The organism is Rothia sp. HSID18069 (assembly GCF_003989155.1).
GTDB lineage: Bacteria > Actinomycetota > Actinomycetes > Actinomycetales > Micrococcaceae > Rothia > Rothia aeria.
Genome location: NZ_RBMG01000001.1, coordinates 1209012 through 1233315, shown reverse-complemented (window position 1 = coordinate 1233315; position 24304 = coordinate 1209012). Strand labels below are relative to the sequence as shown.

Here is a 24304-nt window from a genome sequence, read left to right as displayed (position 1 = left end):
CAATTCTCTCAGCGTCACAGCGGTAAGAGCCAGCAGAACCATGAGAAAAATAGATAAGAGCCGTGCCGCCGTCGCGTATTAAACGCTCGGATACAGGCAGCAATAATACGCCGACTAGGGGCTTTAGAAAGGGCTGTGATTAGTGGCAGCTAGCCCCGGCGCATCCGCAGCTAAAAGGCCGTACTATTGGTGTACAACAACCAACCACCAGGGAGCGAGAATTGCCTGAAAGACCATCTGAAACGGCGAATGCAACAGCTATGAGTGTTAAGGAACGCACCGCCGCGATCCGCATGATTCTCACCGGCTCAGATACCGAGAACTGGCATATGCTAGAGACCTACTTGATTGAGACAACGGAAAAAGACCGAACCGCTATCGCCCGCAGTCTTGGTGGGATGTACGGGCTGTATGAGGCCGAAGGCCCCACCCTGCGGATGCTCTACCTGTGGGCGGCACTGGCTTCCAACCCCGAGTATCTTGCCGGGGGCGGTTGGGCAGATACCCTGGACTACTGGGGGAAACAACGCAGAAAAACCGCCTACCCCGTATACACGCCCGCCGTCATGCGCGCCGATAAGCAAGCCCTCAACCGTGCGGTACACGCCTACACTGCGGGTCTTATATCGCGAGGGGACATTGCGAAACGATTAGAGACAATCTGCGCCTCTGTGTGGAACAGGCGCGAATGGGTGTGGCGGGTATGCCGCACGCTCGCCGGGCACCTCACCCCGGACCAGTACCCGCTGCCTTATTTGCGGATGGTGCGTAACTATATATCTGGTGACGGGCTGAACCTGCCGCCGCAGCCCATGACGGAGCGTATAGTGCGTATACTCACGGACGATGAGGCGCTGCGTAAGAAAGAATTCTGGGCGTTTTTTACCGTCGAAGGGATGGGCGATGAGCAGTCCCTAGAGCATCGCAACGATACGGCACTCATCTGGGATGCTGCGCGTGCGAAAGAAGCCCGAGAGAAGATTAAAAACGCCTACCTGTGTGCGTTTAGTGAGCTGTGTGAGCGTATTCCCGGGTTCCGTGACCGCCTGCTGGAGGCCACTCTCACGGGAACACTCAGCGACTTTTCGGCCCGCAACGTTGCGTGGTACGTAAATATTCACCGTTACCTAAAGCCCACCAGCACTGAGATTTCGGTGCGAGAACCACGCTACGCGGCGCTTCTTACTGTGCCCTCCGGGGCGGCTGTTGCCCTGGGGCAGAACGCCTATAAAACCCTCATGAAAACCGGGGAGCTGGGGGAGGTAAACGGGCTGATAGAAGCAAGCCGAACAGTACTTGCCCGCACCGATAAGAAAAGCGTTAAAGCGCAGCTGAGCCTGCTCCGCTCACTTAATAATTATGCAAAGAAAAATGGGCTTTCTGAGGTTCCCCAGAAAGTATCTGCACTAGTGAACGAGTTTCTGCCATCGTTTCCGGTAGATACGGTTGAGCCCGCTAAAAGACTCATCATAGCCGCCGATAATAGCCCCGCAGATAGCGAAACAGAGGCCCTCGACGCAGAGAATGCACCGGCTGAAGCCCCCATTGTTCCCGAACCACGTGCCGTACCGCTACCGGATAACTATGCGCCCGAAGCCCCTGTTACTGATGCTGCCGAACTCAACGAACTAATGATTGAGCATCTGCTTAATGTCGGCAACGGGGCAGATCTGCCGCGTATTCTCGACGCGATCATCACCTTAGGTATTGACGCAATAAGCGCACCAACTCTGACCCGCATTAAACGCCTAGCCCGGCAACAATGTAAGAACCAAGATAACTCCCACCATGCAGGAACCGGGCAGACAACAGGCCAGTGGGAGCTCGTCCCGTACGGAACGCTCCTAGCGTGCGCGCTCGCTACAGTGACCGTGAACGCTAGCGAACCTGAACACGCTAGCTGGGATGCTCTAATAGCTGCCATGACTTCAGGCCGGGGAAAGACACTAACCGCCACATCTCACCTGCCGAATCGTGCAGCAAGCACCCTGCTCATCCGCGAACTTGACCGGTTCACCCGTCAGGTTGCTGGCGGGCAGGCAACAGTACCGTTCATGCGGCCAGTTCCCCAGCAGCAGCGCCAATGGACGCGTAAACGGTATAAATTATCGTCACTGGCGCGTGCCTGGGAAGGGCACGGGTGGAAAGCCCCGCTGTGGTTTGCCCCGGCTATTAAAGCCGGAAAAAATATTAGCCCTGTGGAGTCCGCTCTTCTGGGTGGCCCGTTCACCCGCACCAACGGCAATTTTGGGGTGGCCGACTACGTTGATTTTAAAGGCGAGCAGCGGGTGTATGAGTGGATGGTGTGGGCCCTGAGTCATAACCTAGACACCCTCGCGGCGCACGCACATATGAGCCTCATCGCTGGGATGAACTACCCGCACCGCCCTGAGATTCGGGTTTTTCTGAATACTTTTGAACGCACCAGGTGCATACCGGGTGAGCCTGTATATTCGGCCTTGGGGTACGCCTGCCGGGCTAAAAACGATGCCGACTGTGCTGCTGCCGCGGAGGCGATTGCTGGGCTGTGCGCCTCGAACCTGCTTGACCCGCACGTGTTTGCCGAACAGCTCAAACTGCTCATGGCTGATGGGGCGATGATTGTGGGGCGCCTTGCCAAAACCCTCAACGATGCGGCGCAGCTGAACGAGCTGGCCGGGTATCGGGTGCTTCAAACTCTGCACGCTATGCTGCAGGAATCCACCGACGTGGTAAATGAGTACCCGCTGGTTGCTCTTCTGGCCCAGTTGTGCGTGCAGTACGGTGTGAGCGTGCCAATACCCGACCGTCTGATCCCGGCACCGAAAGCCCGCGGCACGGTGGCAACAGCGCTGCGTACCATTCTGGCTCTTGAACCGCACCCCACCGAACTATTGGCGAAAGCGGCGCAGCAAGCAGAGACAGCGAACAGGCTGCAATACGATGATGAGGACAAATAAATGACCGACCCTGTGCATCTGCCGCCGCATACCTCACAAGTAAAAAGCCTGGCCGAGATGATTCGTGCAATCCTTACTGCACCAGAGACCGGGAACTGGCAGAGACTAGACGAGATTCTGGTGGGGACGGGCGAGAAAGAACGCTCCGCTGTGCTGCGTACCCTAGGTGGTTTTACCGCAGTGTATGAGAGGGAAGGGCCAACCCCGCGTATGTTCTATCTGCGGGCGGCTTTGGCGGGGCGTAAGAAAGTGGGCGAAATATTCGTGTGGCCCTCCGCCAACGACCCATGCACTTCGTGGATTGCCCGGCACCCAGGCACTAATTACCCGGTGTACTCCGGGGAACAGCTATGCACAGATGCGTCGGTACGGGAAGCAGCGGCTGAAGCATTCGCTGTGGGTATTCTGCATCGTGGGGGCGCGTGGGTTCAGCGAGTAATGGACGATATGCTCGGTGTGAGAAACCTGTGGGCACTGCACATCATGCGCCTGCTCATGCGGGACGTACCAGCCGAACGGTACCACCCCAACTATTTACCAACAATCCGCGATTATCTGCGTCGCCCCTACTATGGGGAACCCAAAAAACGTGAGCCCCGCCCAGAACGTATCGCCCGCATCCTTACCTCAGATGAGCGGCTGTACCAGCGGGAATTTTGGGAATTTTTCTCCGTTGAAGGTATGGGAGATACGCGCCGGTTCGCAGAGATCGGTTCAGATGTTCGTGGTATGAACGCGCGAAAACGCGCCGAGGCGTGCAGCAGGGTCGAGCACGACTTCACCGCCGCATTCGATATTCTGTGCCGTCAGGTGTCGGGTTTCCGTGACCGTCTCTTAGATGCCGCGCTCGCCGGGATGCTCAGTGACTTCTCAGCGCGAAACATCACGTGGTACGTGAATATTCATCGGCACCTGCACCCCGATAGCCGTGAGCTTTCCCGTCGGGAAGGAAGCTATGCGGCGCTTTTAGCAGCACCGTCTGCGGTAACGGTGAGTGTGGGACAAAACGCCTATAAGAGCCTCATACAATCAGGGAGCCTAGAGACTATGAGCGGGCTCCTTACAGCGAGCGAAGCGGTACTGAGCCGAGTCGATAAAAAGAGCGTCACGACCCAGCTGAGTCTGCTCCACGCCCTGAATAGCTATGCAAAAAAGCACGGCTATGCAGAGGTGCCTGAGAAAGTCAGCACACTAGTGGCAGGACATCTGCCAACATTCCCCGTAGACCTCGCTGAGAAGGCACAAAAACTTATAACACTGGAGGGGACGCAGGGTGCAGGCATCACGGGTGCTATAAAAACAGATGCTGATTCGCTGGAAGTACCCGCCCCACGCGCCACACCAATACTGCATTATTATGCACAAAAGGTGTCTGTCCCATGCGTAACCGAGCTGAACGAGCTTATCGCTGAACACCTCATTGATGCCGGAAACGGGGCGGATCTGCCGCGCATCATTGACGGAGTTATTACGCACGGTATAGGCGCGGTAGATGCGCAGAATTTTGACCGTATTCGGCAGCTGGCCCGCCAAGAATACGTGGGCAGCTACCGTGAGCGCAACGACCGTACAGACGAAGGGGCCGAAGCTCACCTGTGGGATAACATTCCGTACAGCTCCCTAATGGCGCTTGCCTTCGCCAAAATCGCGGGGCTGCCTAAGCCAGCGGGTGCCGCATGGGATAGGCTCATAGCCCATATGACAGTCGGCGGGGATACCGGGTTGTTCCTGCCCAACCGCGCCCTCAGCACCGTGCTCATCCACGAACTCAACCGGTTCGTTGAATGCATCATCGCAGGCGAAGAAGGCGCCCCGTTAATGGTTGCGGTACCCCCGCAACAGCGGTCGTGGGAACGCAGGCGCTACCGGATCCCCTCACTGGGATACGGCAGGGATGAGAACCGTGAAGCCGCATGGTGGTTTGCCCCTGTACCGCAGGCCTACCGCAAAGACCCAGCCGTGAGTGCGCTCCTGGCGGGTACCGCAGATCGTATAGACGGTAACTTCGGGATCCACGACGCTATGGTTTTTAATGGCCGCCAGCGGGTGCGCGAATGGGCGGGGTGGATGCTTCAGCACAATAATGATACCTACGCGGCCCACGCCCACATGGAGCTGGCCCACGGTATGCAGCCGGTATTGTTTCTACGCTCTCTTGAACACACCGGACGGGTGCTGCAGGAGCCCGTTTATTCTGCATTAGCGCACGCCTGCGGGGCGGCGCAGGCCGAAGGAAGAGCCGCCGCTGCTGAGGCACTTGCCGGGCTGTGTGCTTCGAACCTGTTTGACCCGCAGTTTCTCGCGAAAGAGCTGATACTCCTTTTTGATGAGAAGGCGATTATTGCATCTCGTATCGCGAAAACCCTTGACGATACGGCGCAGCTGAGCGCCCTAGCCGGGTACCGGGTGCTTCAGACTCTAGCTGCGGTAGTAACGGGGGAAACCACGATTCCTAGAGGGCATCAGCTGACCGTTCTGCTGGCCCAATTGTGCGTGCAGTACGGTGTGAGCGTGCCAATACCTGATCGTCTGATTCCCGCGCCGAAAGCCCGCGGCACGGCTGCAGCGGCGCTGCGTACTATTCTGACTCTTGAACCGCACCCCACCGAACTATTGGCGGAGGCGGCGCAGCAAGCAGAGGCAGCGAACAAGCTATAACCAGCACCAGCCCAGCCCCAAGTACCACTGAATAAATATGAGGAAGATTATGGCCGGTAATACCACCGCAGAACCGGGTCTTGTCACCCCACCTAGCCAGAACCGCTTCGAGGCGTTACGCACTGCTCTAGCCCATAAAAACACCGAAGACTGGCACACGCTTGATAGCATCCTAGCTGACGCAGACGAAAAAGAACGCACCGCCATCATGCGCGCCCTAGGCGGGTTTGCTGCGGTGTACGAGGCTGAAGGGCCAACCCTGCGTATGGTTTATCTGCGTGCGGCCGTTGCACGCCGCGACCACGTGACATACCCGAAAGGGCTATTCGCGCACTCTACCGGGCAGGAAGACGCAGACGACCGTTGGGTGAAACACCACCCAGACCCCGGGTACCCGATCTACCCCCAGGAGAGCTTTCACACCGACGCAGCGGCACGGCAGAAAGCGGGTGAAGCGTTTGCGGCGGGGATTATGAGCCGCGGCGGAACCTGGGTTAATAAAGTTTTTGAGGACATTCACTGGTGCCACGATTTGTGGAGCCTGCACATTATGCGCCGCCTCATGCGGGATGTACCGCCCGAGCAGTACCACCCGGAGTATCTGCGTGAAATCAGGTACTACCTGTGCCGCCCCTACCAGGATGAGCCGTTCACCCGTGAATCACACGCGGAACGTATAGTGCGTATTCTCACGGAGGATGAGGGGCTGCGTGAGAAGGAATTCTGGGCATTCTTTACCGCCGAAGGGATGGGGGACACGCAGGCAATACTCACCTCTTCCACTGGCACCCGCGCCGGCGATGCGCAAGAAAACCAGCTGCTCGAAAGCCAGCTCATGGCTGCCTTCGATAGTCTCTGCGCGAGGCTGCCGGGGTTCCGTGACCGTCTCTTAGACGCCACACTGACGGGGATGCTCAGCGATTTCTCGGCGCGTCATATTGCCTGGTACCTGAATATTCAGAAGCATCTTGCCCCCACCGTGGGTGAGATACTTGCCCGTAAAGATCAGTACCTGAGCTTGCTCAGCACCGAGCCTGGCCCAGCTGTCGCTTGGGGCCAAGCCGCCTATAAAACCCTCCTAGCTGAGGGTACACTCGATAACCCGTATGAGCTGATAAACGCCAGTGGGGCCGTGCTGAGCCGTGCCGATAAGAAAAGCGTCAAAGCCCAGCTGAGTCTGCTCCGTGCCCTGAATAATTATGCTAATAAGCATGGTTACTTAGAGGTGCCTCAGAAAGTGTCTGAGCTGGTGCGGGAGTTTCTTCCGTCGTACCCAACGGATATTTCCCAGAGTGCCCAAAAACTCATACTTGAGAAGCCTTCGGGGGAGAGGATGCATCATACGCAGAGCAGCTGTGAGTCGGCACCACGGGGCGCTGAAATCCCCCTTATTCCTGCCCCGCGCACCGCACCGTTACCGGATAACTATGCCCCCGGTGAGCCTATTACAACCCCGGTGGAACTTAACCGGCTTCTTGCGGAGCACCTCAGTGAAGTATCCGGGGAAACACACGGCATGGGCGCAGGTGAAGAGCTGGCACGTATCCTTGACGGAATCATTACCCTGGGAACTGAGGCGATTGATAAGCAGAACCGGGAGCTCATGCGCCGCACAATACGTGAGATTCAGGGTATCCACACCCCAGAGGCGAACTGGAGTGTTAGCTCGTGGGGGTTTCTCTGCCGGTACAACGTGATTCTTGGGCTTGCCCTCGCCGAGCTGGCTGAGGTTAAAGATAATGACGGCGCCCTTTGGCAGGAGCTTATTGCTACTATTACCGGCGGCACCATGGCAATTACCCGAAATGCCCGCCTTGAAAACCGGCGGGTGAGCCTGCTGCTGATCTTTGAGATGATGCGTTTTATTGACGAAATGCGCTCAGGCTCCGCAGCCGCCCCGTTCATGCGCCCCATACCTGCACAGTCCCGTCCCTGGACGCGGATACACTACCCGCAGTCGCATCTGGGCATGTGGTGGGACTCAACGCGGGATGAACAGGAGCTGCCCATCTGGGAAGCCCCCATGATGACCGAAGAGCAGGGGGTAGGAGCCATGCAGTCGGCGGCCCTTGGCGGCCCGTGCACCCGCATTGACGGCAGCTGCGATACGCACGAGAGGGAAGAATGGACGCACACCCAGCACGTGCCTGAATGGTTCGCCTGGCTTATGCAGAATAACCCGGATACCTATGCCGCTCTCTCTCACATTCGTTTAATGCGCGCCCTGACCCAGAACCGGGTGCCAGAGGTTCAGCGAACCATGCGGCTGCTTGAAGCTAGCCGCCAAGTGCCAACGGCTCCGGTGTACTCCGCGTTGGCTCTTGCCAGCAGTGCGAAGAGCGCTGAAAACCGGGCGGCTGCGGCGGAGGCGATTGCGGGTTTATGCGCCTCGAACCTTTTTGACCCCGCCGGGTTTGCGCACCAGGTGCGGCTGCTGCTGGCGGAGAAGCTGCTGACGGCCGGGCGCCTCGCTCAAACCCTTGAGGATGCGGCGCACATGAGCGCCCTGAGCGGCTACCGGGTGCTGCACGTTTTAGCTGAACTGCTGAATGAGACAAAGCCCGCCCACCAGCTCCTTGACCTGCTGGGGAAGCTCTGCGTGTACTACGGGGTGGCGGTACCGGTTCCTGAGCATCTTACCCCCGCACCGAAAGCACGTGGTGTTGCAGCATCCGCCCTGCGTACTATTGCTGCCGTTGAGCCGCATGCTACGGATGCCCTCATAGCTGCCGCTGACGAGGCTGCTGCGGCAGAAGCATAGAAAACACAGAATAGGGTAACCGCCACGAAGCGGCACTAGCTGTGCTTCGTGGCGGTACAGCCACCTATTCCAAGGGGCCGCGCATATATGTATCGAGAGTGGGGCCAATGAGCCGCGCCGTCTGCTCAATAGAGAGCTCGGTCAGGGGCGGAATCTTCAAAATGTACCGGGTGTAAATCAGCCCAAAAATCTGGGTCCCTGCGAGGGCAAGTCGCGTTGTGGCGTTTTCCACCGGAAGCTGCGGGGCGAGGCGCTCTAAAAGTTCTTCGTTAATAAAACGAAGGAAAACCTTTTGTGATTCTTCGTGGGTGCCAAGGCAGCGCAGCAGCCCGGTGAAAGCTGACTCTACAGGGGAGGGAACCTAATAGCGGGGGAGCGCTTGCGCAACCAGAAAGAACGGTTAAGCGTATTACGCAATTTTTTGGATTAACGTTTCAATCTTTCCTGAGAGCCGGTAAAGCATCTGTAGGTTAATAAGAACCACAGCGCTCAAGACCACGGTCAAAATAACTAATGTGAGGTAATCGATATGCTGGGTGGCAAAGATAGCGTATAAGGTAATAGCGTTAAACGGCATGGTAAATACTGCGGTCCTGCTGCCTGGTGCCCATCCCGGGAAGATTATTGCCTCACGAATATGGATGATGAGATGCAACGTGTAGGCGATAAATATAGCTGCCACAACCTCAACGGATTCAAGGATAATCCCGGTACACAGGATGAGGCAGGCAACAACGAACTCTTCAGCGATCATGGCCGCAATAGTCGCGGTTGAGGGGTAATGATCTTGCCCAGCCACGAAAAGCTCGTCATGATATCGGTTATCGTCGGCATGTTTATCAATGTAACGGCGCACAAAAATAATCTCTTCAAATTCGTGCACCATAAACAGCACAAGGGTGATTAAAGCAAAACCGCTAATAGTCATTGCAGCCTCCCGAGTTTCCCGTGTAATTTCATGCTACAACCATGGGTGCACGGGGGAGAAGGGGACAGCGGGTGCTGCTCTGTGCCTCAAGCCGTGGTTTTACGTGTTGTCTTCTTTGCTGCTCTGATGGTGTGGGTATTATTGCGGGGGTACTTGGGCGATGGGAAAGGGCGGTTAACCCTTAAACAAGTGCGGTCTGTCTAAATTACTGTTTAGACAGACCGTTTTTGTGCCCTTGAAAGGATTCGAACCTTCGACTTCTTGCTCCGGAGGCAAGCGCTCTATCCACTGAGCTACAAGGGCTAACATATGAAATTTTAGACGCCCCCAGCAAAGTTGCAGATGATAAAAACCTTCGACTTCTCAGACTCACTAACGTTCGTCTGCTTCGGCACGAAATATAATTCCTTGTGCGCTCGGAATTTCGTGCCGCAGCGGAGAATCAAGTGCTCTATCCGCATCGGTTACAAGGGCGAACCTCATCTATCCTAGCAGAGTATTGCTAAACTATTAACTTATGACTCCAGAAGAACTCTCAGACGCTATCACTCACGTTCTTAAAGACACCATTGCCGCCGGTCAGCTGACCCTCGTTGATGGTGCCGACCTGCCACAGGTTCGTGTGGAGCGCCCCAAATCTCGCGAACACGGTGACTGGGCGACTAATATTGCGCTGCAGCTCGCCAAGAAAGTTGGCAAGAACCCTCGCGAAGTAGCAACCGTTCTTTCCGATAAAATTGCCTCAATTCCGGGGGTGTCAACGGTAGATATTGCTGGCCCTGGCTTCCTCAATATCACCCTGGATGCGGCAGCGGCAGGCACACTAGCCGCAACTATTGTAGAAGCAGGCGAATCTTACGGTACGAGCGATAAGTTCGCGGGGAAAACCATTAACCTCGAGTTCGTTTCGGCTAACCCCACCGGCCCCATCCACTTGGGCAGCACCCGCTGGGCGGCCGTGGGTGACGCGTTAGCGCGTATGCTCAACGCCGAAGGGGCGAACGTGGTGCGTGAATACTACTTCAACGACCATGGAACCCAAATTGACCGGTTCGTCAACTCACTATTGGCCGCCGCCAAGGGAGAGCCTACCCCTGAAGACGGCTACGCGGGCGACTATATTACCGATATTAAAGATCAGATTCTCGCCCAACGTCCAGACGCGCTTGATGCCGAGAATCCCGCAGAGATTTTCCGTGAAATCGGAACCGAGCTCATGTTCGCGCAGATTAAAGAGTCCCTGCACCGTTTCGGCACCGACTTTGATGTCTTCTTCCACGAAAACTCGGTATTTGAGTCTGGCGAGGCCGACCGTATCATTGAGCAGATGAAACAGGACGGTCAGCTTTTTGAAGCTGAAGGCGCCTGGTGGATGCGCACCACCGACTACGGTGACGACAAAGACCGTGTGGTCATTAAATCTGACGGCAACCACGCCTATGTGGCTGGCGATATCGCATACTATAAAAACAAAATGACCCGCTCCGAAAACCCCGCCGACGTGGCTATTTATATGCTTGGCGCAGACCATAGCGGCTATGTGGGGCGGCTGAAAGCTATCGCCCAGATCCTTGGGTACCAGCCCGAGCAGATTGAGGTCATGATTGGGCAGCTGGTGAACCTCGTTAAAGACGGTAAACCCGTGCGCATGTCAAAACGTGCCGGTAATGTCGTCACCCTCGAAGACCTGGTAGAGGCTGTGGGGGTGGATGCGGCACGCTATGAGCTCACCCGCTACTCAGTGGACAGCACTATCGACATTGACCTGGACCTGCTGGTGCAGAAAAGTAACGATAACCCGGTCTACTATGTGCAGTACGCGCACGCCCGCGCATGCGCCGTTGCACGTAACGCCGCCGACGCCGGGGTGGATACCGCAGCCGGGGTGGATACCGCGCTGCTGGATTCCCCTGCGGACACGGAACTGCTTGCAGCACTGGGGCAGTACCCGGCGGCCGTGCGCACCGCAGCCGAATTCTATGAGCCGCACCGTGTTAACCGTTATCTCGAAAACCTGGCAACCGCATACCACCGCTGGTACGGTATCTCACGGGTGGCCCCGAAGAGTGATGAGCCGGTGACCGATCTGCACCGCACCCGTTTGCTTCTCAACAATGCAGCCCGGCAGGTGCTTGCCAACGGATTGGGTCTGCTGGGAGTCACCGCCCCCGAACGTATGTAACGCTAACCGGCCCGAAGCCGCGTACCCCTCCCATCTTGGTGGGGTACGCGGCTTTTGTTGATCGGAGGCTCATCCGCTATCTGAACACCGCCCATCAGCAGCATCGTGGCGGCGCGGCGTTCCGATATAGTGGTGATGGCATCACGAATCTGTGACCGTGACACAAGACCCGAGGACTATGCATGAGCGACGCGCAATCTCTGTACGCCCCCAACTGGCTTACCCGCCCTGACCATCCCGCTGAGCTGAACCGCACCATCTGGACGGACTCATTTCAGCGTAATCACGGGGGAGAACTCACCATTGACGGCATTGCAGCGAGTGAGCTTGTCGAAGAGTTTGATACTCCGCAGTACGTATTTTCGGAAGACACATTCCGGGCTAGGGCACGCGGGTACCGCCGAGCATTCGAGGATGCCTTCGCCCGGTATGGGGCGCAGGCGAGTGTCTACTACGCGGGAAAGTCATTCCTGTGCACCGCCGTGGCGCGGTGGGCGCATGAAGAAGGATTGTGCCTTGATACGGCATCGGGCGGGGAACTGGCGATTGCCCTGCGGGCACAGGTTCCCGGGCAAAATATCGCGCTGCACGGTAATAACAAGTCGTATGACGAGATTAAGCGCGCCATCAAACACGGGGTAGGGCGCGTGGTGGTGGACTCCATTGATGAGCTTAAACTCATTACGGATGTGTATGCTGAGCTGTGCGCAGAAAGTGTCGCAGAGGGGCTGGAGCCGTATCCGGCGGTTCCCGTGCTCATCCGGATTACGCCCGGTGTGCACGCATCCACGCACGAATCTATTGCCACGGCGCATGAGGACCAGAAGTTTGGGATGTCGCTTCAGCCGGGAACTGCACGTCTTGCCGGGCTGGAGGCCGACGAACTTGAATATTGGTCAACCACCGAGGACGAATCCTACGCGATGCTCGCCGCCGGTATTCTTGCCGTCACGGATTCCCTGGAATTTAGGGGGATTCACTGCCATATAGGTTCGCAGATTTTTGAGGCTCAGGGCTTTGAACAGGCGGCAGATACTGCCCTCACTTTTATGCATGCCGTGAACCAGAAATACGGTCTTAGCCTGCTGGAGCTTGACCTGGGCGGCGGTTACGGCATTGGCTATACCGAGGCCGATACTCCGCGCAGTATTGAGCAGATTACTGTCTCGATTGCGGATGCGGTCGCGGCAACCTGTGAGCGTCTTGGCATGACGATTCCGCACATGTCTTTTGAGCCTGGCCGCTCGATTTCCGGCCCCTCGGGGGTGACGCTCTACACCGTCGGGACCATTAAAAACGTGAGTATTGAGGATGAGCACGGTCAGATTCGAGTGCGTCGGTATGTCTCGGTGGACGGCGGTATGAGTGATAATGCGCGCCCGGTGCTCTACGACGCCGACTACACGGTAACCCTGGCAAACCGCGCCCCGGTGGGGGAGCAGGTGCTTTCTCGTGTGGTAGGTAAACACTGCGAATCGGGTGATATTGTGGTGCGGTATTGCTATCTTCCCGCTGACCTTCAGGCGGGGGATATTCTCGCGGTGCCAGCCACCGGGGCGTACTGCTATGTGCTGGGGTCGAACTATAACTACCTGAGCCGCCCGCCGGTTATTGCTACGTCGGCGGGGGAGGCGGCGCATCCTATTATTCGTCGACAAAGCGAAGATGAGATGCTCGCTCTGGACACGGGCTTCTAGCGCGGGCGCCGCAAATCTTTTCCGTGCGATGACCCCGCAATCGCGAGTTCGGCCAGGAAGCCGCCCGTAATATAACGACACCCCCGTAAATGGCGGTAATGTTGGCGTCTTGACCGCGCCCAGGTGCCGCTCTCTTGATACAGTTGATGATGACGTTGCCCGTTTGTACAGGCGCGTTCACCACTCGGTCAAAATGTAGGAGATAACGTGACTGACACCATTAAGGTTGCTCTGCTCGGCGCTGGGAATGTGGGTTCCCAGGTAGCGCGTATTTTCAGTGAAGATAGCGCGGTTCTCAAAGAACGGATAGGTGCGCCTGTTGAGCTGATTGGTATTGCCGTGCGTGATACTGCGGCTAAACGCCACTGGGACGCTAACCCAGCACTGTACACTACCGATGCGGACGCCCTGATTGATGCCGCCGATGTGGTGATCGAGCTGACCGGCGGTATTGAGCCTGCACGAACCCGCATTCTGCGTGCCCTAGAGGCCGGTAAATCGGTGGTTTCGGGTAATAAAGCGCTTCTGGCAAAACACGGTGTTGAGCTTCAGGCTGCTGCCGATAAGTCCGGTGCACAGCTTTCTTATGAGGCGGCTGTCGCCGGTGCAATTCCGATTCTGCGCCCCCTGCGCGATTCTTTGGCAGGCGATACTGTCACACGTGTGCTGGGCATTATGAACGGCACCACCAACTACATTCTGGATCAGATGGATACCACCGGCGCAACCTTTGCCGATGCGCTCAAGGATGCCCAGGAACTCGGCTACGCCGAAGCAGACCCCACCGCCGACGTTGAAGGCCACGATGCCGCATCAAAGGCGGCTATTGTAGCCTCATTGGCGTTCCATTCTGATTTCACCATTGATGACGTTCACGTTGAGGGTATTACCGCTGTAAGCGCCGATGACGTTGCCGCCGCAGATGCCGACGGCTATGTGATTAAACTTCTGTCCGTTTGCGAACGCGATGGTGAGGGGGTCAATATCCGTGTGGCTCCTACGCTTATTCCGCGGCAGCATCCACTGGCGGGTGTTCATGGCGCGTTTAACGCCGTGTTTGTGCAGGCGCAGAACGCAGGCGAGCTGATGTTCTACGGCCCCGGCGCCGGTGGGGCGCCGACCGCTTCCGCCGTTCTGGGTGATTTTGTATCGTTAGCGCGCCGCCTGGTACTGGGCGGCCCCGGCGTGCCCGAGTCCTCTTACGCGCAGCTGCCCGCTACCGGATTGGGCGACATTATCTCCCGCTACTCGGTAGGCATGCTGGTTGACGACAAACTGGGCGTACTCGCAAATATTTCCCGTATTTTCGCCGAGCACGGCATTTCGGTGGATTCTTTGCGTCAATCTACTCCGCAGGACGGCGCCGCACAGATTCGCCTGGTGACACACTCCGCCAAAGACTCTGACCTGCGCCGCGCGATCGCGGTGATCGATGGCTTAGACACCGTGCGCGAGATTATTTCCGTGATTCGCGTCGAGTCCGGTAAATAACCCAAGAAGACTAGAATTTCAGCGCGGAAATTCTCAAGTCCGCGCGAGCAACACCACCAGCAGAAAGTAGGAGAATCCCATGGCACATGTGTGGCAGGGCGTCATTAACGAATACCGCGACCGTCTCCCGTTCGGGGACGACGTAAAACCGGTAACTCTAGGCGAAGGCGGAACCCCGCTAATTCACGCACCGGCGCTGTCAGCGCAAACCGGCAATACGGTATACCTCAAATTCGAGGGGATGAACCCCACCGGGTCCTTCAAAGACCGCGGCATGACGAGCGCTATTACCGCCGCTAAACACGAAGGTGCGAAGGCTGTTGTGTGCGCTTCGACCGGTAATACCTCAGCGTCGGCAGCGGCATATGCGCTTCAAGCGGGGATGCGCTGCGCGGTACTCGTGCCGGACGGCAAGATTTCAATGGGCAAACTCTCGCAGGCCATCGCCCACGGCGCCGATATTATTCAGATTGACGGAAACTTCGATAACTGCCTCGAAATTGCCCGTAAACTCAGCGAGAATTACCCGGTATTCTTGGTGAACTCGGTGAACCCCTACCGCATTGAGGGGCAGAAGACCGGCTCTTTTGAGGTCGTCGACACCCTGGGAGACGCCCCCGACTATCACCTGCTCCCGGTAGGTAATGCGGGCAATATTACCGCTTATTGGAAGGGATACAAGGAGTACTCAGAACCCTACACGAACCGTGACGGCAAGGTCCTGGAGCCGGTCGCCACCAAGCGACCCATCATGTGGGGTTTCCAGGCAGCCGGCGCGGCGCCGATTGTTGCAGGGCACCCGATTGACACTCCCGAAACGATTGCGACCGCGATCCGCATCGGCAACCCCGCCTCATGGGAGAAAGCTGAGGCGGCACGTGATGAATCTGGTGGTGTGATTGAGGCTGTCACCGATGAGGAGATTCTTGAGGCGCACCGCTGGCTCTCTTCCCGCGAGGGCGTTTTCGTTGAGCCCGCATCAGCCGCTGGCGTTGCAGGTCTGCTCAAGAAACACCGCGCGGGTGAGGCCCCCGAAGGCAAGACCATTGTTATTACGGTGACGGGTCATGGTTTGAAGGACCCGCAGTGGGCGCTGGAACCGGTCAACGGCGCGAAGGTTGAACCGACTAAGGCAGCCTTCGATGTTGTGGCTGTGGCAGATATTCTTGACCTGAATTAAGACCACCGCCCCCTTGAGGAAGGCGCCTCCAGTATCCGCATAGCGGATGCGGCGGGGCGCTTTTCTATACCGCATTACATGCAATGCTAGGATAAAATCCGTAATACACCACAATGTTTGTGTTCGGGGCAGAAACCCCTAACACACCCCACAACGCCCCGAGTACGAGGTCCCCATGTCACTCAATTCGATACCCCTTACTCTCACCGACATTCCGGTGGGTAAAACCGTGACCGTCAAGGTTCCCGCTTCAAGCGCCAATCTCGGCCCCGGGTACGACACCCTGGGACTTGCCTTAGGGTACTATGACGAACTGACGGTTGAGCGTATCGCCGAAGGGCTGGAATTCGAGCTGTCGGGCGAGGGCAGCGATACGGTGCCACGCAACGAAAACCATCTGGTGGTTCGGTCAATGCGCGTTGCCTTCGAAAAGGCCGGGCTGGGTGAGTTCCCTGCCCTTAGACTGACGGCGCACAACCGTATTCCGCACTCGCGCGGCATGGGATCATCCGCCTCCGCTATTGTTGCGGGCGTTGCGGCGGCCTCAGCGCTACTGCCGGAGTATGCTCGGTTAAGCCGCGACCAGATTTTCCAGATCGCCTCGGATGTAGAGGGGCACCCCGATAATGTTGCCCCGTCGGTGTACGGTTCGCTGTCAATATCCTGGGGTGAGCTGGGGGGCTGGCACTCACTGATCGTGCCGGTGCATCCCACCATTGTGCCTGTGGTTGCGGTGCCTGATTATGAGGTCTCCACCAAACTTGCGCGCTCGCTGATCCCCGCTGAGATTCCGCATGGGCAGGCGGCGGCCAACTCTGGTCGGGCGGCACTGCTGATTCAGTCGCTTGCGCAGGCGCCGGAGCATCTCATGGACGCGACTGTGGACTACCTGCACCAGGGGTACCGTGTGCCCGCGATGGAGCCGAGCGCGGCTCTGGTGGCGTATCTGCGTGAGCAGCAACTTCCTGCTGTCATCTCGGGTGCTGGGCCCACCGTTCTTACGTTTGCGCGCGGCGCCAAGGAGGCCAGCCGGGTGTGTGAATTCGTTGAGAAGTTCACGGCGGAACATCCCGGAAATATTTTTGAAAATCGTCATCTGTCATGGCGCGTCATGCCGCTTGAAATCGATGGCGAAGGTGTTATAGTTACACAGTAGGCACATACAGCCGAGTCACCGATTGGCGTGTCTAAAGCTTCCGGGATCTGTTTCAGTAGCGGCCTTGACCGCGTCGGAAGTGTCAAAAAATCACCGGTGGTTTCTCCACCAAAGCTCCGTGTTCTTCGTGGGTGCCGCTTGTGGTTTTTAGACGTAAAAATGGCGCCGTTCAGGGTTGTCGCTTCTTATCGTAGGGTTCTTCCTTTACGGCAAAATGCGGTAGCTTAGCGAACGAATGCTCCAAGAACTTTGAAAGGATTCCCCCGTAAAAGTACGCGTCGAACTCTACCCGAGTTCGGCGGGGGCCGCGCTCAATAGTGAGAAACCCGATCCTTAAGTTTCTGTAGGGATTTTCTGGGTGTTTTAAAACAAATATAAGGAAATATTTAGTGGCAAAAAATATTGTCGTGACTGAAGACGAAAACGCGTCGGGCACACTCGTAACGAGCTCGAAGCTTGGCGAGCTGAAAGTCGCTCAGCTACGCACCCTAGCCCAGCAGTTGGGCATTAAAGGGTACCTGCGTCTGAAGAAGGCGGATCTGGTTGAGGCTGTGGCGTCTCACCAGCGCGGAGGCGTGGTGGCTGAACGCGATGAGGCCGACGCTGAGAAAAAGAGCGAAAAGACCGAAAAAACTCCTTCCTCTAAGGCTGAAAAGTTCGAAAAGAGTGAGGGCGAGAAGGCCCCCGCAAAGCGAACCCGCACCACGCGTACCCGTAAAACGCAGGAGGCTAAGAAAGCCGAAAAGACCGCTAAGGCGGATGCGGACCTTCCTCCCCTGGACGTAAAGGCAGAGCTGGCTTCTGAGAAAATTCGTGAGCGCCGCGAACAGCGTGAACTCCCCGAGAACTCCGCCGATTTGAAGGCCGAAACCGCAGACGGGGCAACCAGCCTGGATTCCATTACCGCCGCCTTGGATATGACGTTCGGTACCGACCCGGAGAAGCCGGTGAAACGCACCCGCACCCGTGAACGCACCAATAACCGCCGTAAGAGCGAAGAGGCTGAAAGCACCGAGCAGAACGAGCGCACCTACCGCCGCACCAATAAACGTGAACGGTACGAAAAAAACGAGCGGTACGAGAAGAATAATGACCGCCAGGCCAAGGCCGAACGTTCTAACTCCAATGACGATGAGCGCCGTAACCGCCGCAATAAGCGCACTAATGAGCAGCGGGAGCGTCGCAATAACCGCGGGTTCGATAATAAAGTCAGTGAAAACGATGTGCTGGCACCGATCTCCGGTATCCTCGAAATCCTCGATAATTATGCATTTGTGCGCACCTCAGGCTATTTGCCGGGCCCGGATGATGTGTACGTGTCGCTGGCTCAGGTGAAGCATTTCCGCCTGCGTAAAGGCGACCATATTCTGGGTGCTATCCGGGTGCCGCGTGAAGGGGAGCAGAACTCCCGCCAGCGGTTCAACGCACTGGTTCAGATTGAGGCGATTAACGGTCAGAGCGTTGAAGACTCGACGCGCCGCCGCGAATTCTCAAAGCTCACCCCGCTGTACCCCAAGGAGCGTTTGCGCCTTGAGACCGATAAGAAGAAACTGGGCCCGCGCGTAGTGGACCTGGTGTCCCCGATCGGTAAGGGCCAGCGCGGCCTGATTGTTTCACCCCCGAAGGCGGGTAAGACTCTTATGCTCCAGTCGATCGCGAATGCGATCACGGAGAATAACCCCGAAGTGTACCTCATGATGGTGCTGGTGGATGAGCGCCCCGAAGAGGTGACCGATATGCAGCGCACGGTTAAGGGTGAGGTGATCGCCTCAACCTTCGACCGTCCCGCTGAGGACCACACCACGGTCGCGGAGCTCGCTATTGAGCGCGCGAAGCGTATGGTTGAGCTCGGCTACGACGTGGTGGTGCTGCTGGATTCGATGACCCGTCTGGGGCGTGCCTACAACCTGGCAGCGCCCGCATCCGGCCGTATCCTCTCCGGCGGTGTGGATTCTGCCGCGCTGTATCCTCCGAAGAAGTTCTTCGGTGCGGCCCGCAACATTGAAGAGGGCGGTTCGCTGACTATTCTGGCGACGGCTCTGGTGGAAACCGGCTCGAAGATGGACGAGGTGATCTTTGAGGAGTTCAAGGGCACCGGCAATATGGAGCTGCGCCTGTCGCGCCAGCTGGCGGATAAGCGTATCTTCCCCGCAGTCGATGTGACCGCCTCCGGTACCCGCCGTGAGGAGAACCTGCTCAGCGGCGAAGAGGTGAAGATCATGTGGGGTCTGCGCCGCGTGCTGGCTGGTATGGAGCCGGAGCAGGCGCTGAGCGTGCTGACGAACCAGCTGCGAAAGACTGAAACGAACGCCGAGTTCTTAATGACCGTGCAGAAGAACGGCCTTCGGATGAGCCCCAACTAGTCGCGGTGCTTCTATCGCCCGCCCCGTGCGTTTAATAGCGCAGCAGGGGCGGGCGATATTCGGCGTTTAGCGCCGGTAGCGTGGTGCGTTCTGCGGTTCGCACGGCATAATTGGCTTTGAGAGGATGCGCACCGGGTGGGTGCGTTCATGAATTGTAAGAGAGTAATAGACAATGTTTGAATCTATCCAGGTGCTACTGGATGAGCACGCTGATTTGCAGGCGCAGCTGGCGGATCCTGCGGTGCAGGCAAACCAGGGTAAGGCGCGCCGTGTGGGCCGTCGATACGCCGAGCTGACCGGTATCGTGAGTGCTTATAACAAATACAAGGGTTTCAGCGATGACCTTGAGGCGGCCCGTGAGATGGCGGCCGAAGACCCCGAGTTTGCCGCCGAAGTACCCGTTTTAGAGGCTGAACTTGAAGCGGCGGGGGAGAAACTGCGCCGCCTGCTCATCCCGCGTGACCCGGATGATGGCCGTAACGTGATTCTTGAGGTAAAAGCAGGCGCGGGCGGCGACGAGGCGGCGCTGTTTGCGGGCGACCTGCTGCGCATGTACATGCGGTACGCCGAGCATAAAGGCTGGAAAACCGAGATTATTTCCTCCACCAGCACCGATGTGGGCGGCTATAAAGATGCGCAGATTGCGATTAAAGGCACCTCTAATGAGCCCGCCGAAGGCGTGTGGGCGCACCTGAAATATGAGGGCGGTGTGCACCGTGTGCAGCGCGTTCCGGCAACCGAATCGCAGGGACGTATTCACACCTCCGCGGCGGGTGTGCTGGTTTTCCCTGAGGTGGATGAGCCCGAAGAGATTGAGATTAGCCAGAACGACTTAAAGATTGACGTCTACCGTTCCTCCGGCCCTGGCGGTCAGTCCGTGAACACGACTGACTCCGCCGTGCGCATCACCCACCTTCCAACGGGTATTGTGGTGGCGATGCAGAACGAAAAGTCGCAGCTGCAGAACCGTGAAGCCGCGATGCGTGTGCTGCGTGCGAGGCTGCTGGCGCATCAGCAGGAGCAGATTGAGGCGGAGAACGCTGCGCATCGTGCCTCTCAGGTGCGCACCATGGACCGGTCGGAACGTATCCGCACCTATAACTTCCCCGAGAACCGTATCGCTGATCACCGTACCGGCTACAAAGCGTATAACTTGGATGCAGTACTGGGCGGAGACCTTGAACCGGTGGTGCAGTCCGCCATTGAGATGGATGAGGCGCACCGCCTATCCCAGGTGGGTCAAGAGCAGAAATAACCGGTGCCACGGCAACGCCGGCAGGTGGACGCGATGACGCGGAACATGGACATGGCCGATACGACAGGAACATCCCTTACCCCGACGCAACGTGAAGGGGTGAGCCTTGCGCAGGCGCTGCGCCAAGGCGCCGCCACGCTGCGGCAGGCCGGGGTGCCGAGCCCGGTGGCTGATGCTGAGCTTTTAGCGGCGCATCTGCTGGGTACCGATGCCGAAGGTAACCAGCGCGGTACCGCCCGTGAGGGGTACACGCGCGGCGCGGTGCAGCAGCGGGCGCTTCTGGGGGACGCTCTCACCGCGCAGGATACGCAACGGTATGAGTCGCTTATCGCCCGCCGTGCCCGCCGCATACCCCTGCAGCATATTACGGGTGTGGCGGCGTTTCACCGTATCCAGGTGCGGGTTGGTCCGGGAGTGTTCGTGCCCCGGCCCGAGACGGAGCTGCTGGTGGAAGAGGCACTTAACGCACTCCGAGCGTACCCCCAGCGGCGCCTGCGGGTTGTTGATTTGTGTGCCGGTTCGGGCGCGATTGCAGCTGCAATAAAAAATGCCCTGCCGAATGATGCCCTGGTGACGGCGGTGGAGCTTTCGGAACATGCCGAGCCCTGGGCCCGTATTAACTGCGAAACATACGGCGTGAACTTCGTACACGGTGATGCGCTCAGCGCCCTTGAGGGATTGGGTGGGTACTTCGATGCAGTCGTGTCGAACCCGCCGTATATCCCGCAGGGGCGGGTGCCCGCAGAACCCGAGGCCGCACAGCACGACCCGGATATGGCGCTCTATGGGGGGTCAGCGGATGGGATGCGGATACCGGCTGCGGTTGCTGCCAGGGCCGCATACCTTGTGAAACCGGGCGGGTTTTTTATTATGGAACATGATGAAACCCAGCAGGAGGCGGTGGCCGAGGTGTTCAACGAGCTGGGGTTTGTGAGAGTGCGGTGCGTGCACGATTTAACTGGCAGGCCCCGCCATACGTGCGGTTACAGGCCAACCGTGTAGGCGGTAAGAAGGCCCGCAGCATTTTGTGGCCCTGGGCTGAACCAACGCAACCTAAAAACATGAGAGAATAGGGCACGTGAAAGCTAAGCTGTACCCCGTATCGAGTGAGACTGAGGTTTCGGAGGCCATTACGGCCGCCCGTGAAGCCTTGAACTCGCACGAGACTATCGTTATTCCCACCGACACCGTTTACGGCATCGCCTGCGACGCCTTTTCGCATGAGGGCGTGGCGAAGCTGCTCTCCGATAAGGGCCGTTCACGCACCATGCCGCCGCCGGTCATGATTTTTGATCAGGCGTCGCTATCCGGTGTGGCGGATGAGATTCCTGATGAGGTGTACGAGCTGGGTCGTAAATTCTGGCCGGGTGCACTCACCGTTATCTTGTACTCTTACCCGTCACTTAACTGGGATTTGGGGGATACCCAGGGCACGGTGGCCGTGCGTGTACCCAATGATGAGTTCGCGTTGAAGCTTCTGACGGAGCACGGCCCGCTGGCTGTTTCTTCGGCGAATAAAACGGGTCAGCAGGCGGCGGTGAACGCGCAGCAGGCAGCCGATCAGCTGGGTGAGAACGTGAGCCTGATCGTGGATGCTGGTGACCGGCCAGCACCTGCTGGCAGCACAAAAGAGTCCACGGCCGCCTCTGACAGTAAATCTCAAGCACCGGATACCGATGCGCCAGGCTCAGAGGACACAGAGACCGCAGATTCGGTGGCTGAGAGTGCCCCCGCCGCTGAAACCACCAAGGATACCCCCACCGAAACGGCGGAAGGTACCGGAAGTGATGACGCACCGGCACAGGCTCTGCCTTCAACAATCCTGGACTGCACCTGCACCCCGTTTGTGGTGGTGCGTGAGGGCGCTATTTCCGTAGAGGCGCTGCGTGAGGTGGTTCCCTCAATCGTGACCCGCGCCGAGCTGGATGAGCGTAACGAGCTAAAAGCGAAGGAACGTGCCGCTGAGGGTGAGACTCATGCCGCCGCCGGGCAGGAAGATTTAGACGAAGCATACGAGCAGTGGGATAAAGAACATTCGCAGGGTTCGGAGTCCGCTCGCCGTGCTGGCGCACCAGCTGAGGGGTCTATCGCCTCGGCACTCATGGGTGCGGTAGGGGTGCTGGGGGAGGTGTCTGCCTCAGCGGGTATCGATCAGCAGCGTACCCGACAGTACCGCAATAACACTCCGAAACCTGTTAAGCGGGATGAGGCTCAGGCGCAGCCGTTCTCCGCTCAGCAGGCCCGTGCTCTCGTTTTCGGTGAGCAGACGGAGAAGACAGAGAGCGCTTCCACAGATTAGCGGGGCGAGCTTTCTTCGCCTATAAGCCCCACAAGTACGAGTGCGCAGTTTCTGAGGCGTATGGCCGGTTTATCCCGGACCTCGCAGAAACTGCGGACTGTGTGCTTAAACGAGCTGTGTGTTCGTGCTAGCGGAATCGTTTGTCTTTTTTCTTACCCAGTGCCGTGTGGGCGTTGCGCAGCACCTCGCGCACGCGCGGCTCGGGCACCAGGTTATTGGCACGCGCCCACGAGTCGTCAAGCTCCTGACCGAACCACATGAGCTCCACTTTACGCACCGACCCCTGAAACTTATCGTTCAGCAGCTCCGAGACGGTGTAGCCAGCTTTAATAGCGCCACGGCACAACCACTCCGGTAGGTGTTTGGGGGCGCGGCGGCCCGCATCGGTCATGATTGAGTTAACCGTAGCTCCCTCCCAGGGCTGTAAGACAATAGGCGGCAGCTGACCCGGGAAACGGCCCAGTTTGACGGTAAATTCAGCTAGGGCGTATGAGCTGGAGACGGGCGATTTGCGGTTTCCTGCCCCCGCCACCGAGGCGAACGGGGAGGAAGCCATCTTTGCGAACAGCTCGGTGGTGCGGCGCCCACGCCCCTGTACGCTGGTGGCGCGTAGGATACACAGCTCAACCGCGTGATCGGGGGCTACATAGGCGGGAGCGTGGGAAGGCGCGGCGGGGTAGGGGGAATTTGCTGAACCGGGTGCCCGCCCCTGTGCCGCCGTTTCTTCTATTAAGTCGTATAGGTCAAGCAGGCACTCTTCACCGAGCGCTTTCGAGAACGAATAAGCACTGAATGGTTCAGTGTATTCGGTCGCATCCAGCACGGGTTTAGCACCCTGCACGGCGGCGGAGCTGAGGTGAATCATGCGGCGCACCCCGGTGCGCTGGGCGGCGATAGCAATGACGGCCGGTAAGAGGGCGTTCGCGCCCACAAGCGCTGGCAGGTCCTGCATATTGGGGGCTGCCAGCCCGGCGGCGTTGACGATCACGTGCGCCCCCGCGAATGCGTCGGCGAGAGAGTCGATAATACCTTCGAGACGGCGTGCCTCGTCAATGATGATTTCGGGGTCGGTTGCTCGGGTCGCCAAACGCGGCGCTTCGATGGGGTCTGCGCTGATACCCTCGGCGTTGAGTCGGGCTACGATGGAGGAGCCGACGAAGCCGCTGGCGCCGATTACTTTCCACTGGGGGTCGGACACGTCATTCACCTTTCTTATCCCCGAACCTTTACGGGGCTCACTCCAACTTTCGCACATGTGCACGGGTTTTGGAAACGAAACGCGCCTGTATATTCAGGCGGCTAAATATGGGGTGCGACATATTTACCGTGAGTGCCTTTTCTGGGGGTAAAATAGAGAGTCTGAATTCTAGTATTCTTTCGGTGAATCACGGTATT

At 57.9% G+C, this 24304-nt stretch carries 14 protein-coding genes, 1 tRNA gene and 1 pseudogene; 12 read left to right on the top strand and 4 right to left on the bottom strand.

Annotated elements, in window-relative coordinates; all coding sequences use genetic code 11:
• The first annotated feature begins 260 nt into the window (after positions 1-260).
• The 3 genes from D8M41_RS05370 to D8M41_RS05360 are packed head-to-tail and all read left to right on the top strand — an operon-like array spanning position 261 to position 8358.
• Positions 261-2939, top strand: coding sequence for a DUF6493 family protein (locus tag D8M41_RS05370; RefSeq protein WP_006888850.1), 2679 nt, complete (start codon positions 261-263; stop codon positions 2937-2939).
• A complete protein-coding gene (locus D8M41_RS05365) occupies positions 2940-5597 on the top strand; it encodes a DUF6493 family protein (protein ID WP_006888880.1) in 2658 nt (885 codons plus the stop codon). It abuts the gene before it with no gap.
• A 49-nt stretch (positions 5598-5646) separates the two neighbouring features.
• Positions 5647-8358 carry a DUF6493 family protein gene (locus D8M41_RS05360; RefSeq protein ID WP_006888860.1) on the top strand — a complete coding sequence of 904 codons (2712 nt, stop codon included), beginning with the start codon at positions 5647-5649 and terminating at the stop codon, positions 8356-8358.
• A gap of 64 nt (positions 8359-8422) precedes the next feature.
• Here D8M41_RS05360 and D8M41_RS11650 read toward each other — a convergent pair.
• The 3 genes and pseudogenes from D8M41_RS11650 to D8M41_RS05350 all read right to left on the bottom strand — a co-directional run.
• Positions 8423-8695, bottom strand: a pseudogene (locus D8M41_RS11650) (TetR/AcrR family transcriptional regulator); the annotation flags it as partial.
• A gap of 72 nt (positions 8696-8767) precedes the next feature.
• Positions 8768-9286 (bottom strand): HXXEE domain-containing protein, encoded by a 519-nt coding sequence (locus D8M41_RS05355; protein ID WP_006888904.1) that lies wholly within the window; start codon positions 9284-9286, stop codon positions 8768-8770.
• 230 nt (positions 9287-9516) lie between these two features.
• Positions 9517-9589 (bottom strand) — tRNA-Arg (locus tag D8M41_RS05350).
• Between the two features lie 214 nt (positions 9590-9803).
• Between D8M41_RS05350 and argS the strand changes: the two genes are divergently transcribed.
• The 9 genes from argS (at position 9804) to D8M41_RS05305 (ending at position 22909) form a co-directional block, all read left to right on the top strand.
• Positions 9804-11468, top strand: a complete 1665-nt coding sequence (gene argS, locus D8M41_RS05345) for an arginine--tRNA ligase (RefSeq protein WP_006888909.1) — start codon at positions 9804-9806, stop codon at positions 11466-11468.
• Between the two features lie 182 nt (positions 11469-11650).
• Positions 11651-13165, top strand: a complete 1515-nt coding sequence (gene lysA, locus D8M41_RS05340; RefSeq protein ID WP_006888902.1) for a diaminopimelate decarboxylase — start codon at positions 11651-11653, stop codon at positions 13163-13165.
• Between the two features lie 207 nt (positions 13166-13372).
• A complete protein-coding gene (locus tag D8M41_RS05335; protein WP_006888912.1) occupies positions 13373-14656 on the top strand; it encodes a homoserine dehydrogenase in 1284 nt (427 codons plus the stop codon).
• Between the two features lie 79 nt (positions 14657-14735).
• Complete coding sequence (gene thrC / locus D8M41_RS05330) at positions 14736-15836, top strand: threonine synthase (protein WP_006888917.1); 1101 nt, start codon at positions 14736-14738, stop codon at positions 15834-15836.
• 175 nt (positions 15837-16011) lie between these two features.
• Entirely contained in the window at positions 16012-16992 is a 981-nt protein-coding gene (thrB, locus tag D8M41_RS05325; RefSeq protein WP_006888838.1) for a homoserine kinase, read from the top strand.
• A 389-nt stretch (positions 16993-17381) separates the two neighbouring features.
• Positions 17382-19355 (top strand): transcription termination factor Rho, encoded by a 1974-nt coding sequence (gene rho / locus D8M41_RS05320; protein ID WP_006888868.1) that lies wholly within the window; start codon positions 17382-17384, stop codon positions 19353-19355.
• Between the two features lie 172 nt (positions 19356-19527).
• Complete coding sequence (gene prfA, locus D8M41_RS05315; RefSeq protein ID WP_006888877.1) at positions 19528-20610, top strand: peptide chain release factor 1; 1083 nt, start codon at positions 19528-19530, stop codon at positions 20608-20610.
• Positions 20611-20661: 51 nt separating this feature from the next.
• Entirely contained in the window at positions 20662-21612 is a 951-nt protein-coding gene (gene prmC / locus D8M41_RS05310) for a peptide chain release factor N(5)-glutamine methyltransferase (RefSeq protein ID WP_126926580.1), read from the top strand.
• A gap of 76 nt (positions 21613-21688) precedes the next feature.
• Complete coding sequence (locus tag D8M41_RS05305) at positions 21689-22909, top strand: L-threonylcarbamoyladenylate synthase (protein WP_126926527.1); 1221 nt, start codon at positions 21689-21691, stop codon at positions 22907-22909.
• Between the two features lie 127 nt (positions 22910-23036).
• Here D8M41_RS05305 and D8M41_RS05300 read toward each other — a convergent pair whose 3' ends face one another.
• Positions 23037-24107: an NAD-dependent epimerase/dehydratase family protein gene (locus D8M41_RS05300; protein ID WP_006888890.1), complete on the bottom strand. Its 1071-nt coding sequence runs from the start codon at positions 24105-24107 to the stop codon at positions 23037-23039.
• Positions 24108-24304: the final 197 nt, after the last annotated feature.

Bases quoted from the DNA above. Each gene is read 5' to 3' on its own strand.
- thrC (WP_006888917.1), top strand. From the start codon at position 14,736: ATGGCACATGTGTGGCAGGGCGTCATTAACGAATACCGCGACCGTCTC.
- thrB (WP_006888838.1), top strand. From the start codon at position 16,012: ATGTCACTCAATTCGATACCCCTTACTCTCACCGACATTCCGGTGGGT.
- lysA (WP_006888902.1), top strand. From the start codon at position 11,651: ATGAGCGACGCGCAATCTCTGTACGCCCCCAACTGGCTTACCCGCCCT.
- D8M41_RS05370 (WP_006888850.1), top strand. From the start codon at position 261: ATGAGTGTTAAGGAACGCACCGCCGCGATCCGCATGATTCTCACCGGC.
- D8M41_RS05355 (WP_006888904.1), bottom strand. From the start codon at position 9,286: ATGACTATTAGCGGTTTTGCTTTAATCACCCTTGTGCTGTTTATGGTG.
- argS (WP_006888909.1), top strand. From the start codon at position 9,804: ATGACTCCAGAAGAACTCTCAGACGCTATCACTCACGTTCTTAAAGAC.
- D8M41_RS05365 (WP_006888880.1), top strand. From the start codon at position 2,940: ATGACCGACCCTGTGCATCTGCCGCCGCATACCTCACAAGTAAAAAGC.
- prmC (WP_126926580.1), top strand. From the start codon at position 20,662: ATGGCCGATACGACAGGAACATCCCTTACCCCGACGCAACGTGAAGGG.
- prfA (WP_006888877.1), top strand. From the start codon at position 19,528: ATGTTTGAATCTATCCAGGTGCTACTGGATGAGCACGCTGATTTGCAG.
- D8M41_RS05360 (WP_006888860.1), top strand. From the start codon at position 5,647: ATGGCCGGTAATACCACCGCAGAACCGGGTCTTGTCACCCCACCTAGC.